A 15,044-nucleotide genomic window follows, 5' to 3' on the forward strand; every position below is an offset into this window, starting at 1 on the left:
TTCCGGTGCACGGGATTGTGTCCTATGCTCGCGGCTCGTCCTGCTCCACCGCCGCCATGCCTACCGCCCGCCCTGCCTCGCCGTCGATCGACCTGCGCACCCTGCTGCGCGGCATCGGGCAGATCGTCCTGCAGGCGAATGCAGTCACCGGCGCGCTGCTGCTCGCCGCGCTGGCGCTGACCGACTTGCGGCTTGCGTCCGCGGCGCTGGTCGGCTCGGCCGCCGCCAGCATGACCGCCGTGCTCACGGGCACCGAGCGCCGCGACGTCGAACAGGGGCTTCACGGCTTCAATGGCGCGCTCGCCGCGCTGATCGCCGTGCTGTTCGCCCCGTCTTCGCTTGCCGCCATCGCGCTGGTGCCGGCGGTCTCGATCGGCGCGGCGCTCGTGCAGCGCGCGATGCGCGTGCCGCTCGCCCGCTGGCGCCAGTGCCCGTATTCGAGCCCATGCCTCGTCATCACCGCGCTGTGGCTACCGTTTGTCGCATCGCAGCATGCGACCGACGCGGCGGCAGGTGCGCCCCTTACGCTGCCTTCCATCGCCGACGCGCTGCTTTCGGGCATCGCACAGACCACCTTCGCGCAAGGCCCGTGGGCAGGCATGCTGATCGTCGCGGGCCTCGCCGTCGCGTCGCGCCGCGCGGCCGCGTTCGCGCTCGGCGGCGCGATCGTGTCGACCGTGCTGCTCGTCGCGTCCGGCGCGAACGGCGCGTCGTTCGCCGACGGCCTGCTCGGCTTCAACGGCGCGCTCGCCGCGCTTGCGCTGATGTCGCGCGGCCTGCGCGCGGCTTTCGCGGCCGCCGCACTCGCCGCGCTGCTCCAGTGGCTCGCGACACGCGCGGGCCTCCCCGCGTTCACGGCCCCGTTCGCACTCGCGTCGTGGATCACGGTGCTCGTCACGCGCCGTTTCACCCTCGGAGAACCCGATGTCGTCATTCGCACACCGTCCTGACACCGTGAAGCCCGGCGGCCCGATCTCGGACACCGAGCGCCGGCTGCGCGTCGATCTCGCCGCCGCGTATCGCCTCGTCGCGCTGAACGGCTGGGATGACCTGATCTACACGCATCTGTCCGCGACGGTGCCGGGCGAGCCCGGGCATTTCCTGATCAACCCGTTCGGCCTCACGTTCGACGAGGTCCGCGCATCGAATCTCGTGAAGATCGACCTGGCCGGCAACCGGATCGGCGACGGCGAACACGCGGTCAACGTGACCGGCTTCGCGCTGCACGCGGCCGTGCATGCCGCGCGGCCGGACGCCGTCTGCGTGATGCACCTGCACAATACGGCCGGCATCGCCGTGTCGATCCAGCGCGACGGGCTGCTGCCCGCGTCGCAGCACGCGCTGCGGTTTCACGGCGATCTCGGGTATCACGACTACGAGGCGCTCGCGTTCTCGCCGGCCGAAGGCGCGCGACTGACCGCCAGCCTCGGCGCGAAATCCGCGATGCTGCTGCGCAACCACGGCACGCTGACGGTCGGCCGGACCGTTGCCGAGGCGTATGTGTTGATGGATACGCTGATCAAGGCCTGCGACATCCAGATACGCGCGCAGGCAGGCGGCGGGCCGCTCGTGCTGCCCGAGCCGGCCGTCGCGGACCGCACGGCCGGGCAGTTGCGCGACGGCGGCGCGATCGAGGGCGAACTGGAATGGCCGGCGCTGCTGCGCCGCCTCGACCGGATCGATCCGTCGTATCGCGACTGACGGCGCCATCGCCACTCTCCCGACGAATCGTTCACCCCCAACCATCGGAGCATTCAGTCATGCCGACTTTCAATATCCAGTTGTTCGAAGGCCGCACGGTCGAGCAGAAGCGCGCGTTCGTCGAAGCGATCACGCGCGTCACGTGCGAGACACTCGGTTGCGACCCGGGCTCGGTCGACATCATCCTCGCCGACGTGAAGAAGGAAAACTGGGCGACGGCCGGCAAGCTGTGGAGCGACGAGCGCTGATACCGGCAAGTTCGGCGCCGGTGGAACCTGCCCTGCGACGTGCGTTCGAATTGTGGTGACATCGCGGTGACATCCGGACGCACGCGCCGCACGATGCGGCGCGCTCGGGCTACCGCATGCTCGACGCGCTGCGTATCGCCGCCGCACTGAACGACACGATCCTTTCGATGGGCGCGCAACCGGATCGATCGCTTCGGCAGGTCGACGAGGCCCGCCCGCGACACGAATCCGTCGCCTCTCGCGAATTCGTGTCGCCGCTGCGGACCACGATGCTGCCCGACATCATGAATCCGCTCTCCGCGCGGCACCCCGATCTGAAGCCGCCGGCGCCGGCCTGACCTCCCATGCGACGCCGGCGACCGGCGTTGCATGCGGCCGCCCTTCCCTGCTCCGCGTTGTGCGCCCGCACATCGCTTCGTCACGCAACCGGCACATCAATCGGCGCATAATGCCGAACACACGCAGCAGCCAATGGCCACCCGGGAGACCGCCATGGAAGCGAAGAACGAGGAAGTCGTCGCACACCTGCTCTCCGATGTCGTCGAATTCGCGCGCGGGCGCCTGCCCGAAGCCACGTTCCGGATCGTCGAACCGTTCCTGCGTCATTACTACGATTTCGTCGACGCCGACGATCTGCAGAATCGCAGCATCGCCGACCTCTACGGCGCCGCGATGGCGCACTGGCAGACCGCCCAGAAATTCGTGCCCGGCAGCGAGCGGCTGCGCGTCTACAACCCGATCCTCGAACAGCACGGCTGGCACTCGGACCACACGGTGATCGAGATCGTCAACGACGACATGCCGTTCCTGGTCGACTCGGTCACAATGGCCGTCAATCGCCTCGGACTCGCGCTGCACTCCGCGCTGCACCCGGTGTTCCGCATCTGGCGCGGCGGCAACGGCGGAATCGAGCGCGTCGACGCCGGTGGCGCGACGCCCGGCGACGGCCAGTCGCAACTCGCGTCGTTCATCCACTTCGAAGTCGACCGCTGCGGCGACGCCGCGCTGCTCGACACGCTGCGCGACGACATCGCGCGCGTGCTCGGCGACGTGCGCGCGTCGGTCGAGGACTGGCCGAAGATCGTCGACATCGCGCGCGCGACGATCAAGGACATGAAGGCCCGCGAATCCACCGCGGAAGACATCGAGGCGCGCGCGTTCCTCGAATGGATGGCCGCCGATCACTTCACGTTCCTCGGCCAGCGCGACTACGCGCTCGTGTCGGACGGCACGGGCTTCGGGCTGCGCGGCGTCGAAGGCTCCGGCTTCGGCCTGTTGCGCGAATCGCTGCGCGCACCCGGCGCGCCCGACGTGACGCCGCTGCCGCCGGCCGCCGCCGAGATCATCACCGGCCCCTGGCCCATCTTCCTGACCAAGGCGAACTCGCGCGCGACCGTGCACCGGCCCGGCTATCTCGACTACGTCGGCGTCAAACTCGTCGGCGCCGACGGCAAGGTGAGCGGCGAACGCCGCTTCATCGGGCTGTATACGTCGACGTCCTATTTCGGTTCGTACACCGATATTCCGATCGTGCGCCGCAAATGCGCGAACATCGTGAAGCGTGCGGGCTTCCTGCCGAAGGGACATCTCGGCAAGTCGCTGGTGACGGTGCTCGAAACCTATCCGCGCGACGAACTGTTCCAGGCCGACGAAGACCAGCTCTACGACATCGCGCTCGGCATCCTGCGCCTGCAGGAACACCAGCGCACGCGCCTGTTCGTGCGGCGCGACCGCTTCGACCGCTTCGTGTCGTGCCTCGCGTTCGTGCCGCGCGACAAGTACAACACCGACCTGCGCCGCCGCATCGCGAAGCTGCTCGTCGACGCGTACAACGGCGTGAACGTCGAATTCACGCCGCTACTGTCGGAATCGGCGATCGCGCGAATTCATTTCGTTGTCCATGCCGAACCGGGCACGATGCCCGACGTCGACACGCGCGAACTCGAAACGCGGCTCGTGCAAGTCACGCGCCGCTGGCAGGACGATCTCGCCGACGCGCTGCTCGACGCCTTCGGAGAAGAACAAGGCAACCGCCTGCTGCAGCGCTATGCGGACTCGTTCCCGGCCGGCTATCGCGACGACTACCCGGCGCGCACGGCCGTGCGCGACATCGAACTGATCGAGCGCGTGAAGGAGTCGGGCCAGCTCGCGATGAACCTGTATCGCCCGATCGAGGCCGAGGCCCGCGCGTTCCGCTTCAAGGTGTATCGCGCGGGCGACCCGATCGCGCTGTCGCGCAGCCTGCCGATGCTCGAGCATCTCGGCGTGCGCGTCGACGAGGAGCGGCCGTACCGGATCCAGACGCAGGATGCCGCGCCCGCGTGGGTGCACGACTTCGGCCTTGAACTCGCGGACGATACCGAATTCGACATCGAGCGCGTGAAGGACTTGTTCGAGGACGCGTTCGATCGCATCTGGAGCGGCCGGATCGAGAACGACGACTTCAACCGTCTCGTGTTGCGCGCGCACCTGAGCGCACGCGAGGTCACGATCCTGCGCGCGTATGCGAAATACCTGCGGCAGGTCGGCTCGACCTTCAGCGACGCGTATATCGAGCGCGCGCTGACCGGCAACCCGGCGATCGCACGACAGCTCGTCGAGCTGTTCCTGCTGCGCTTCGACCCGGCCACCGGCGGCACGCGCGACGTGCAGGTCGAACGCGTGCTGAAGGCGATCGAGACGGCGCTCGACCAGGTCCCCAACCTCGACGAGGACCGGATCCTGCGCCAGTTCCTCGGCGTGATCAACGCGACCGTGCGCACCAACTATTTCCTGCACGACGCGAACGGCGAATCGAAGCCGTATCTGTCGTTCAAGTTCAATCCGGCGAAGGTGCCCGGCCTGCCCGAACCGAAGCCGATGTTCGAGATCTGGGTGTACTCGCCGCGCGTCGAGGGCGTGCACCTGCGCGGCGGGCGCGTCGCGCGCGGCGGGCTGCGCTGGTCCGACCGTCGCGAGGACTTCCGCACCGAGGTGCTCGGGCTGATGAAGGCGCAGATGGTGAAGAACGTCGTGATCGTGCCGGTCGGCTCGAAAGGCGGCTTCGTCGTGAAGAACCCGCCGCCGCCGAGCGATCGCGAAGCGTGGATGCGCGAGGGCGTCGCGTGCTACCAGACTTTCCTGCGCGGCCTGCTCGACCTGACCGACAATCTCGCCGGCAACGCAATCGTGCCGCCGCCCGACGTGGTGCGGCACGACCCCGACGATCCGTATCTCGTCGTCGCGGCCGACAAGGGCACGGCCACGTTCTCCGACTACGCGAACGCGATCTCGCACGAATACGGCTTCTGGCTCGACGATGCATTCGCATCCGGCGGCTCGGTCGGCTACGACCACAAGAAGATGGCGATCACCGCGCGCGGCGCCTGGGAATCGGTGAAGCGGCACTTCCGCGAGATGGGCGTCGACACGCAGACGACCGACTTCACCGTGGTCGGTGTCGGTGACATGTCGGGCGACGTGTTCGGCAACGGGATGCTGCTGTCGCCGCATATCCGGCTCGTCGCGGCGTTCGATCACCGGCACGTGTTCCTCGACCCGAACCCCGATCCGGCGACGAGCTTCGCGGAGCGCCAGCGGATGTTCGCGCTCGAACGCTCGAGCTGGGCCGACTACGACACGTCCGTGATCTCGGCGGGCGGCGGCGTCTATCCGCGCACCGCGAAGACGATCCCGCTGTCGCCGGCCGTGCAGGCCGCGCTCGGCATCGATGCGCACGCGCTGCCGCCGACCGAGCTGATCCGCGCGATCCTGCAGGCGCCGGTCGACCTGCTGTACAACGGCGGCATCGGCACCTACGTGAAAGCCGCGCGCGAAACCCACCAGCAGGTCGGCGATCGCGCGAACGACGCGGTACGCGTAAATGGCGCGGACCTGCGCTGCAAGGTCGTCGGCGAAGGCGGCAACCTCGGCTGCACGCAGTTCGGCCGCATCGAGTTCGCGCAGCGCGGCGGCCGCATCAACACCGACGCGATCGACAACTCGGCCGGCGTCGATTGTTCGGATCACGAAGTCAACATCAAGATCCTGCTCGGGCTCGTCGTCACCGACGGCGAGATGACCGAGAAGCAGCGCAACGCCCTGCTCGCGGAAATGACCGACGAAGTCGGGCTGCTCGTGCTGCGCGACAACTACTACCAGACGCAGGCGCTGTCGATCGCGGGCCGCTACGGCGTCGAGCTGCTCGACGCCGAGGCGCGCCTGATGCGCTGGCTCGAACGCGCGGGCCGCCTGAACCGCGTGATCGAGTTCCTGCCGACCGACGACGAGATCGCCGAGCGGCAGGCCGCGAAGCAGGGCCTCACGTCGCCGGAGCGCGCGGTGCTCCTCGCCTACAGCAAGATGTGGCTGTACGACGCGCTGCTCGAATCCGACGTGCCCGAGGATCCGCTCGTCGCCGCGATGCTCGTCGACTATTTCCCGAAGCCGCTGCAGCAGCGCTTCAGCGAACCGATGCATCGCCACCCGCTGCGCCGCGAGATCCTCGCGACGCACCTGACCAACGCGCTCGTCAACCGGGTCGGCTGTGCGTTCGTGCACCGGCTGATGGAGGAAACCGACGCGAAGCCGGGCGACATCGTGCGCGCCTGCATCATGGCGCGCGACGTGTTCGATCTCGATGCGGTATGGCGCGACATCGACGCACTCGACAACCGCGTCGCCGACGACGTGCAGGCGCGCATGTTCGTCGACGTCGCGCGGCTGCTGGAGCGCGCGGCGCTGTGGTTCCTGCGGCAGCTTCAGTCGGGCGCGGTGGCCGACGGCGGCGTCGCCGGACTGATCGCGCGCTGCCGCGACGCGGTCCAGCGCATCGCGCCGCAATTGCCGTCGCTGCTGCCGGCCGACGATCTGGAAGCGCTGTCCGAGCGGCAGCGCGTGCTGGTCGATGCCGGCGTCGACAGCGCGCTCGCGGTGCGTGTCGCGAGCGGCGACATCTCCGCCGCGCTGCTCGACATCGCCGAAGTGGCCGCGACCTGCGACCGCAGCCTCGAACTGGTCGCGGGCGTCTACTTCTCGCTCGGCACGCTGCTGAACTACGGGTGGATCGGCGAACGCGCGGCCACGCTGCCGACCCCGACGCACTGGGACATGCTGGCGCGCGCGGCCGCGCTCGCGGAAATCGCGCGGCTCAAGCGCACGCTCGCCACCAGTGCGCTCGCGGAATCGGCCGATTCGACGGCGCCCGAGACGATCGTCCATGCGTGGCGCGAACGCCGCGAAGCCGCGCTGCAGCGCTACGAGCATCTGCTCGCCGACCTGCGCGCGTCGGGCGGCGCGAGCCTCGCGGTGCTGCTGGTGGTCGTGCGCGAGATGGCCGTGCTCGAACGCGCGTGACGGGTGACTCCGAGTCGCGCCGGGATCACACCGTCGCGACGAGCAACTCTTCCGCGTTGTCCGGCGGGCGCAGGCCGTCCGTCCGATCGGCGAAGTAGCGACGTGCAAGCTCCGCGGCCGACACGTGCCCGGCCCGCGCGAAGCCGGCCTCCGTCGCGAGCGCGCGGATCTCCGCCGGCAGGAAGAAGCTGATGAACGGCGTGCCGCTCGCGCGTGCGCCTTTCGCGGCCATCTCGAGCCCCGGACGCACGTCCGGATCGGCAAGCTCCAGCGGCAGCAGGAACGTCATCGCGAACGTCGAACCCGGCGCGAGCGACGCGGCTTCGCGCAATGCCGCCGCGTTCGCGTCGCGCGTCAGGTACATGCTGACGCCGGTGGACACGACGACCGCCGGCTTGCCCGGATCGAAGCCCGCGCGCACGAGCGCGTCGCGCCACGACTGCTTCGCCTCGAAATCGACCGGCACGAACCGCAGCCAGTCCGGCACGCCGAAGCCGAGCTCGGTCAGCCGGCGGCGCTTCCACGCCTGCGGCGCGGGCGGATCGACCTCGAAGACGGTCAGGCGCGACGCCATCTCGGGCCGGCGCTGCACGAAGCTGTCGAGGCCCGCGCCGAGGATCACGTACTGGCTCACGCCCCGCGCGGCCTGCTCGACGACGAGATCCTCGATGAAGCGCGCCCGCGCGACGATCGATGCGCGAAACGGCCGCGTGAACCGCGGATCCATGTCGCCGCGCTGCTGCCAGCCGGGCGCCGGCGCGAGCAGGCGCAGGCCGACTTCGTCGGCGAGCACGTGCGGCGGCGCATCGAGTTCGACGTGCAGCGCGCGCCACAGCGCAACGCGTGCGGCGGTGCTGTCGGGGGCGTCATGATGGAGGTCGGTCATCGTCGCGGCCTCACGCGCCCGGCTTGCCCGGCGCCCGGAAGGACTTCGTCGACTTGCCCCAGTTGTGCGTCGTCAGATACACGGCTTCGATTCGCTCGGATGACATGTCATTCCTCCGTGGTGGACAGCCCGGCCCCCGGCTGCGGTGCCGCCAGATACTCGCAATGTGTCGGCCACCAGCGCGGACAGCGACTGCTCCGTTTCGATGGCGCGATGCTTGACCCGCCGGATCAGGCTCAGCGGCAGATACACGTTGAATTGCTTCACTTCTTCGTCGGTCATGCGCGCTAGCATGCCAGCAATCCAGCAAATTTCAATCGGGACACCGGAGCCGGCGGCGCGGCGGACGTCGACGCCGCTCCAACGTGTTTATATCGAGTTCACCGCGCCGCCACCCGCGCGAACAGCGCGTCGAGATCGAAGCCGGTCGTATCGATGCCGATCGTGTCGCGCAGGCACGCGCCCCACGCAGCCGCGTCGTCGAAGGTGACGGTGCGCCCCGCGCCCGCCGCGTCGCGCAGCGTCAGCACGGTGTTGAACAGCGCCGCGCGGCCGTCCGGCAGCACGCGACAGGCAATCAGGTCGTTCACGAAGATCGATTCGGGATAGGTCGACGTGAACCAGTTCGCGGCGTCGTAATCGATCCACTCGGCCGGTTTCAGCGAGAAGCGGTAAGTCGTCTGCCAGCCGTCGGGGATCTCGAACTGCATGTCGAACTCGCCGTCGACCGGCGCGCCGACGACGCGAAACGCGCCGTGCGGCGTCATCTGCCGCTCACCCGGCACGAAGCGCAGCGGCGCGGTCAGCGTCGCGCTGCCGAAGCCGATGTCCGCGAGCCACGCCGCGCCGTCGAGATCGATGCGCAGCAGCATGTGCGTCTGCGCGGTGACGATCTCCGGCGGCCTCATCCAGCGCACGCGCGCGATCAGCGGCGTCACGCGAAAACCGATCGTCGTGAGCGCGGTGTAGAAGAGCTTGTTGAGTTCGAAGCAGTAGCCGCCGCGGCGGCGCCCGATCACCTTGTCGACGATCGCCGGCAGGTCGAGCGCGACACGCGCACCGGTCAGCGGATTGAGGTTTTCGAACGGAATCGCCTGCGGGTGCAGCAAATGCAGCCGGCGCAGCACGTCGAGCGTCGGCTCGGCCGGGCCGTCGTAGCCAATGCGGGCGAAGTAGCGCGGGAGGTCGAACGAGTCAGTCATGAACCGGCACCGGGAACGGGGAACGGGGAACACGCAACGATAGCATCGCGCGATATCCCCATGTTGCGCAGGGCCATCCCGAATCCGCGCGCGCCGCCGGCACCGCGGCGCGCGGTTCGCGGCAACGTTACGGCAGCAGCTTCAGCGCGGACGACGCGACCGCCGGCACCGAAATGCCCTGGCTCGTCGCGAACTGCACGGCCTGGCTGAGCGTCGACGCGAGCGACTGCAACTGGCCCGGTGCGCTCTGCGCGATATACGACGCGGCCTGCATGTTCTGCGGATTCAGGCCCGACTGGAGCAGCGATGCGGCGCTGGTCGAACCGAGATTGCCGAGCCCCGATTGCAGTTGCGAATACTGCGTGAGGCCCTGGCCGAGCGATGCGAGACCGTTGCTGAACGCCTGCTTGTCGACCGGGCCGTGCGTCGCGCCGCCGCTCGCGAATGCCTGGCCGAGCGCCTGCGACACCGACTGCTGCGCGCCGCCCATCTGCGACAGCGCGGCCGGCGTCAACGCGTTGCCGCCACCGAGCAGGCTGGCGGCCTGCTGCGCCTGCCCGGCCGCGCCGGTAAGCCCCATCGCCGACGCGAGCGACGACTGGCCGGCCAGCACCTGCTGATTCGCGCCGACGTATGCCTGCATCAGCTGCGCGACGCCGCCCTGCGCGGGTGCGGCCTGTTGCTGCCCGCCGCCGAGCAGCGCCGAGCCGATCGATTGCAGGTCGAGCTGCGCATGCGCGGCGCCGTTGGCGCCCAGCAGGATGCCGAGTGCGATGCCCGCCGATGCCAGCTGCTTGCCCGTCACGCGAATATGCTTCATCTGTTTGCCTCGTGCCCGAGTGATTGAGGCCGATATTGTCGAAGCGCGTCGCGCGCCGCCGCAACGACTGAAACACATCGAAACGAAATCGCGCGCCGCGGCCGCTTGCAATTCCGCGGCCGTCCGGACTCGCCGCGCGCATTCGTCCGCGTTTGCCGCGCGATGCCGGGCACGCGTCCGGATTCGTTCCTTTTCCGCATCAATCGCGCTTGTTTCGGGAATCCGCGATCGACGCCGCGGCGCGCATCACGCAGCCATCCACGCCGGCAGACGCTGGCCGACCCAGTCGGCCGCCTGCTCGTAGCCGCGCGCGAGCTGCAGCACCGCGAGGTCCGCGCGCGGCCGGCCGATCAGTTGCATCCCCATCGGCAGCCCCGCTTCGTTGAAGCCGACCGGCACGCTGATCACGGGGCAGCCGGCCAGGGTCCACGGCACGACCGTTTCCATCCAGCGGTGGTAAGTGTCCATCGCGCGGCCCGCGATTTCCTTCGGCCAGCGCTGCTCGACGTCGAACGGGAACACCTGCGCGGTCGGTGCCGCGATGAAGTCGTAGCGGTCGAAGAAGTTCAGCACCGCCTGGTGCCACGCGGTGCGCTCGATGCTCGCGTCGAACACCTCGGCGCCCTGCATCGCGAGCAGCCCTTCGACCTCGTAGATCGCCTCGGGCTTCAGCAGCGCGCGCCGTGCCGGATCGCGATAGTGCGCGAGCAGCCCGCCACCGGACAGCAGATGCCGATGCGCGAGCCACAGGCGCCAGATGCGCTCGGGCGCGAACGCCGGCAGCGCCGCATCGACGTCGCAGCCAATCTCGCGCAGCGTCGCGAGGCCCTTTTCGCACTGCGCGAGCACGCCCGGCTCGGTCGCGAGATAACCGTTCCAGTCGCCGACCCAAGCGATGCGCTCGCCGCGCAGGTCCTTGTCGAGGGGCTTCGCGAACACGGCCGGATCTTCCGCGAGCGACAGCGGATCGTTCGGGTCGTAGCCGGCCTGAATCGCGAGCAGCTGCGCGACGTCGCCGACCGTGCGGCCCATCGGCCCTTCGATGCCGAGCTGCTGCATGAACACGTCGACGCCCGGCCAGCGCGGCACGCGGCCCTGCGACGGCCGGAACCCGTAGATGTTGCAGAACGCGGCCGGATTGCGCAACGAGCCGCCGAAGTCGCTGCCGTCCGCGACCGGCAGCATGCGCGCGGCGAGCGCCGCCGCCGTGCCGCCGCTGCTGCCGCCCGCGCTCTTCGTCAGGTCGTACGGATTGCGTGTCGCGCCGTGGATTTCGTTGAACGTATGCGAGCCGAGGCCGAATTCCGGCGTGTTGGTCTTGCCGATGAAGATCGCGCCCGCCGCGCGCATTCGACCGACGCCGACCGAGTCGGCCTGCGGCACGTTATCGCGGAAGATCGGCGAGCCGTAGGTCGTCCGCAGCCCTTTGGTCATCGCGAGATCCTTCGGCGCCTGCGGCATCCCGTGCAGCCAGCCGTGATACTCGCCGCGGGCCAGCGCGGCGTCCTTTTCCGCGGCTTCGGCGAGCAGCACGGCGCGCTCGCGCAGCGAGACCAGCGCGTTCACCGCGCCGTTCACGCGCTCGATGTGATCGAGATATGCACGCATCGTCTCGACGCACGAAACCGCCTTGCCGCGGATCGCCGACGCGAGCTCGCCGGCCGACAGGCGCACGATCGGATCGACGGTGATGGAAGCGGGAGCGAGAAGCTGCGGGGCGTCGTGCGGCATGCGAGGTCTCCTGGAATCGGTATGAAATGGCGGGCCGCATGGTGGCGGCGGTCCGTCGCGAACGGCCGGGAAGGCGCCGGGAAGGCGCCGGGAAGGCGCCGGGAAGAAGCAACGGCGGGCCGCGGCGCGGTCGATGCTCTACTCTACGCGACGCCGGATGCTCGACCTCCGATATTTTCCGCCGCGATTCATTGAGGATTCGACTAAATCGGCGGGGGTGCGCCGCTCGACCGCCAGCGTCGGGCTGCTGCCCGGCCGATTGGTGTAAACGTTTATGCGCATAAACCTAAATTTCTTATATTTCTAATAGGCGCAACACGAGGCGACGGACGTTGACGACATTTTTACGCGCCCGCCCAATCTATTTAGGTCGCGCGATCCGGCGGCGCACTACGCTGGGAACATCTCGACTACGGAGCATTTTCCATGCTCAAACTGCTGGTTCCGGTCGGACATTCACCCCGCTCGCTGCAGGCGGTCCGCCACGCGACCTTCCTGTATCGCGAACGCTGTGCATCCGAAATCGTGCTGATCAACGTACAGGCGCCGCTCGAGTCGACGCGGCTCGAGGCGTTTCACCCGCTGTCGCGGCTACAGTCGATCGAGGACAAGTTCGCGTGCGACGATCTGGCGATGGCGGAGCGGGTGCTGCGGGAAGCCGGTGTCCGGTACAGCATCGTGAAGAAGGTCGGGCCGGTGGCCGACACGATCGCGGCCGTCGCGGCCGAGACCGGCTGCGACGAAATCGTCGTCGTCGCGCCGCGGCAGGATCCGTTTCACGCGATGCTGTCGATGTTCCGTCGCAGCGTGATGGACCGGCTCGTGCGAATCTCGAATGTGCCGGTGACGGCAGTGCGATGAACGGTGCGGCGCTTACCTTACTTGATGACCTTGCGCCAGAACACGAGGTAGGTCGCGGCGGAAGATGCAATCAGCAGAATGGCCCACAGCGGCGCGAGACTGATCAGGACGGAAGAGACGTCAAGCATTTGGATTCCTCACTATTTCGATAGCGATGTTCGGCACGTACCTGCTGCGTCCGGAGCCGCTGCGCGCATCGCTTGCCGCGCATCGCGTTCCGTTGAAACATGCATTCATGCTATCGCTTTGACTGCCGGCGCGACCGTCTCGCCCTGCCCCTAACCTGACATTCGTCAAACTCGCATCAATCGCGCGTCGGTGCGGCGGGCCACCGCTCCTTTCCTCGTTCGCGCGGCAGAAAGCGGTATGCGAGCGCCCCGGCCTGCCGCCATTTCCGCAGACGTTTACCGGGGGAAGCCCCAAGTGCCTCCCGAAACGTGTCCGCGTTACGCTTGCGTAACAAGGAGACGAATCATGAGACGAGTGGTGCACATCGCCTTTTTCGCGCTGCTGGCCTACCTGATCGGCGATCGGGCACTGCTGCACGCGCAAGGCCGCGACGCCAGCCCGATGGCGTGCTCGCAGGGCGCCGAGCAGGTGAAATACGACGCGCTCAGCCGCGGCTTCGGCAACGCGGCCGCCGACAGCCAGCGCGAGGCGTTCATGTCCGGCTGCCTGGTGACCGGGCGCGGCGATCGGAACGTTGCGATGGCGGCTCGCTGACGCCGACGCGTATCGCCCCGGCTGCGTCGCTCTCGCTGCCGCCCGGCCGCACGCTTTCACGAGCGCAGTCCGTTTTCTCCCGCATCCCCCGGCTTCCCCAACGTCGGCCAAGCCGGTTTTCTGCCGCGCCGCGTTCGGTATTCGGAACGCATTGACCGACCGGCACCGCCCGCCTGACGGCCCGGGCACGCCGATTGCGACTCGACTGCCCCTCCCCACGGGTCGCCGCCATGAACGACAACGAGTCCCTCGATACCGCGCAGCCTCGTCCGCGCGCGGCAACATGGCTCCGACGCCTCGGGCCGGGCCTCGTCACCGGTGCCGCCGACGACGATCCGTCAGGCATCGGAACGTACTCGCAGGCGGGCGCGCAGTTCGGACTCGAACTGCTCTGGTCGCTGCTGCTGACCTATCCGCTGATGACGGCGATCCAGCTGGTCAGCGCGCGCATCGGCCGCGTGACGGGCAAGGGCCTCGCGTCGAACATGCGCGCGCACTACCCGCCATGGCTGCTCTACAGCGCCGTGGCATTGCTGTTGATCGCGAACGTGATCAACATCGCGGCCGACCTGTCGGCGATGGGCGCGGCGGTCAATCTTCTGCTGCACGGCCCTCAGGAACTCTATGTCGTCTGCCTGGGCGGCGTGTCGGTCGTGCTGCAGATTTTCGTGCCGTACGACCGCTATGCGCGTCTGCTCAAATGGATCGCGCTGGTCCTGCTCGCGTATGTCGCGGTGGCGCTCATCGTGCCCGTCCACTGGGGCGAGGTCGGCCGCGCGATCGTGCGGCCGCATGTCCAGTTCACCGCCGCCTATCTGACCACGGTCATCGCCGTGCTCGGCACCACGATCAGCCCGTATCTGTTTTTCTGGCAGGCGTCGCAGGAGGTCGAGGAACTGCATGCGGAGCCGAGCCAGCATGCGTTACGGCGCGCACCGCATCAGGCGCCCGCGCAGTTGCGACGAATCAACTTCGATACCTGGGTCGGCATGGGCGTATCGAACGTCATTGCGTTCTTCATCACGCTGACGGCAGCGGCCACGCTCTACATGCACCACATCGAAGTGAAGACGTCCGCCGACGCCGCGCGCGCCCTCGAGCCCATTGCCGGACACTTCGCGTACACGCTGTTTGCGCTCGGGATCGTCGGCACCGGCCTGCTGGCCTTGCCGGTGCTCGCCGGCTCGGCCGCCTATGCGGCCGCAGGCAGCTTCCGCTGGCGCAACAGCCTCGCGCTGCGGCTCGGCGTCGCGCCCGAATTCTATGCGGTGATCGCCTTGGCGATCGTCGGCGGTGTCGCGATCACGTTCATGCATTTCGACCCGATCCGCGCGCTCTACTGGAGTGCGGTCATCAACGGTGTGACCGCCGTTCCGATCATGGTCGTGATGATGCTGATGGCCGGCAGCCGGCGCATCATGGGCAAGTTCGCCGTGACGGGCGCGCTGGCATGGGGCGGCTGGGCCGCGACGCTCGCGATGGCGATCGCGGCGATGGGGGTGTTCGTGCCGGGGTAAGCCACATCGGTCACATGCGCC

At 68.5% G+C, this 15,044-nt stretch carries 12 protein-coding genes and 1 pseudogene; 8 read left to right on the forward strand and 5 right to left on the reverse strand.

From position 1 onward, the window contains the following. Nucleotides 1-56: 56 nt before the first annotated feature. The 5 genes from ACV22V_RS08585 (at nt 57) to ACV22V_RS08605 (ending at nt 7,283) form a co-directional block, all read left to right on the forward strand. Nucleotides 57-950 (forward strand): urea transporter, encoded by an 894-nt coding sequence (locus tag ACV22V_RS08585; RefSeq protein ID WP_448013553.1) that lies wholly within the window; start codon nt 57-59, stop codon nt 948-950. Further along, nucleotides 925-1,701 (forward strand): class II aldolase/adducin family protein, encoded by a 777-nt coding sequence (locus ACV22V_RS08590; RefSeq protein ID WP_059691881.1) that lies wholly within the window; start codon nt 925-927, stop codon nt 1,699-1,701. The genes ACV22V_RS08585 and ACV22V_RS08590 overlap by 26 nt, the downstream gene beginning before the upstream one ends. Before the next feature lie 59 nt (nt 1,702-1,760). After that, nucleotides 1,761-1,949, forward strand: coding sequence for a 4-oxalocrotonate tautomerase (locus tag ACV22V_RS08595; RefSeq protein ID WP_014898956.1), 189 nt, complete (start codon nt 1,761-1,763; stop codon nt 1,947-1,949). Nucleotides 1,950-2,065: 116 nt separating this feature from the next. Next, nucleotides 2,066-2,287 (forward strand): hypothetical protein, encoded by a 222-nt coding sequence (locus ACV22V_RS08600; protein ID WP_448013554.1) that lies wholly within the window; start codon nt 2,066-2,068, stop codon nt 2,285-2,287. A gap of 154 nt (nt 2,288-2,441) precedes the next feature. Next, nucleotides 2,442-7,283, forward strand: coding sequence for an NAD-glutamate dehydrogenase (locus ACV22V_RS08605; protein ID WP_448013555.1), 4,842 nt, complete (start codon nt 2,442-2,444; stop codon nt 7,281-7,283). Between the two features lie 25 nt (nt 7,284-7,308). Here ACV22V_RS08605 and ACV22V_RS08610 read toward each other — a convergent pair whose 3' ends face one another. The 5 genes and pseudogenes from ACV22V_RS08610 to ACV22V_RS08630 form a co-directional block, all read right to left on the reverse strand. Continuing rightward, nucleotides 7,309-8,169: a class I SAM-dependent methyltransferase gene (locus ACV22V_RS08610; protein WP_059526395.1), complete on the reverse strand. Its 861-nt coding sequence runs from the start codon at nt 8,167-8,169 to the stop codon at nt 7,309-7,311. Nucleotides 8,170-8,276: 107 nt separating this feature from the next. Further along, nucleotides 8,277-8,451: pseudogene (locus tag ACV22V_RS08615) on the reverse strand (CopG family transcriptional regulator). Nucleotides 8,452-8,549: 98 nt separating this feature from the next. After that, nucleotides 8,550-9,371: an arylamine N-acetyltransferase family protein gene (locus ACV22V_RS08620; protein ID WP_448013556.1), complete on the reverse strand. Its 822-nt coding sequence runs from the start codon at nt 9,369-9,371 to the stop codon at nt 8,550-8,552. A gap of 127 nt (nt 9,372-9,498) precedes the next feature. Further along, nucleotides 9,499-10,191, reverse strand: coding sequence for a hypothetical protein (locus ACV22V_RS08625; protein ID WP_059698315.1), 693 nt, complete (start codon nt 10,189-10,191; stop codon nt 9,499-9,501). Nucleotides 10,192-10,437: 246 nt separating this feature from the next. After that, nucleotides 10,438-11,922, reverse strand: coding sequence for an amidase (locus tag ACV22V_RS08630; RefSeq protein ID WP_448013557.1), 1,485 nt, complete (start codon nt 11,920-11,922; stop codon nt 10,438-10,440). Between the two features lie 426 nt (nt 11,923-12,348). Here ACV22V_RS08630 and ACV22V_RS08635 point away from each other — a divergent pair, with 426 nt between their 5' ends. From ACV22V_RS08635 to ACV22V_RS08645, 3 genes are all read left to right on the forward strand, one after another. After that, the gene (locus ACV22V_RS08635; RefSeq protein WP_059526413.1) at nt 12,349-12,783 is read left to right on the forward strand and encodes a universal stress protein; all 435 of its coding nucleotides are present in this window, start codon (nt 12,349-12,351) and stop codon (nt 12,781-12,783) included. A 474-nt stretch (nt 12,784-13,257) separates the two neighbouring features. Further along, on the forward strand, nt 13,258-13,506 hold the full coding sequence (locus tag ACV22V_RS08640; protein ID WP_448013558.1) for an adhesin: 249 nt from the start codon (nt 13,258-13,260) through the stop codon (nt 13,504-13,506). A gap of 230 nt (nt 13,507-13,736) precedes the next feature. Next, nucleotides 13,737-15,023, forward strand: a complete 1,287-nt coding sequence (locus ACV22V_RS08645) for an Nramp family divalent metal transporter (RefSeq protein WP_448013559.1) — start codon at nt 13,737-13,739, stop codon at nt 15,021-15,023. The last annotated feature ends 21 nt before the right edge of the window (nt 15,024-15,044 follow it).

Source organism: Burkholderia sp. AW33-5, assembly GCF_053427615.1.

Coding starts and splice junctions, on each gene's coding strand:
- ACV22V_RS08620 (WP_448013556.1), bottom strand. CDS start 9,371: ATGACTGACTCGTTCGACCTCCCGCGCTACTTCGCCCGCATTGGCTAC.
- ACV22V_RS08590 (WP_059691881.1), top strand. CDS start 925: ATGTCGTCATTCGCACACCGTCCTGACACCGTGAAGCCCGGCGGCCCG.
- ACV22V_RS08605 (WP_448013555.1), top strand. CDS start 2,442: ATGGAAGCGAAGAACGAGGAAGTCGTCGCACACCTGCTCTCCGATGTC.
- ACV22V_RS08640 (WP_448013558.1), top strand. CDS start 13,258: ATGAGACGAGTGGTGCACATCGCCTTTTTCGCGCTGCTGGCCTACCTG.
- ACV22V_RS08625 (WP_059698315.1), bottom strand. CDS start 10,191: ATGAAGCATATTCGCGTGACGGGCAAGCAGCTGGCATCGGCGGGCATC.
- ACV22V_RS08630 (WP_448013557.1), bottom strand. CDS start 11,922: ATGCCGCACGACGCCCCGCAGCTTCTCGCTCCCGCTTCCATCACCGTC.
- ACV22V_RS08635 (WP_059526413.1), top strand. CDS start 12,349: ATGCTCAAACTGCTGGTTCCGGTCGGACATTCACCCCGCTCGCTGCAG.
- ACV22V_RS08600 (WP_448013554.1), top strand. CDS start 2,066: ATGCTCGACGCGCTGCGTATCGCCGCCGCACTGAACGACACGATCCTT.
- ACV22V_RS08610 (WP_059526395.1), bottom strand. CDS start 8,169: ATGACCGACCTCCATCATGACGCCCCCGACAGCACCGCCGCACGCGTT.
- ACV22V_RS08595 (WP_014898956.1), top strand. CDS start 1,761: ATGCCGACTTTCAATATCCAGTTGTTCGAAGGCCGCACGGTCGAGCAG.
- ACV22V_RS08645 (WP_448013559.1), top strand. CDS start 13,737: ATGAACGACAACGAGTCCCTCGATACCGCGCAGCCTCGTCCGCGCGCG.
- ACV22V_RS08585 (WP_448013553.1), top strand. CDS start 57: ATGCCTACCGCCCGCCCTGCCTCGCCGTCGATCGACCTGCGCACCCTG.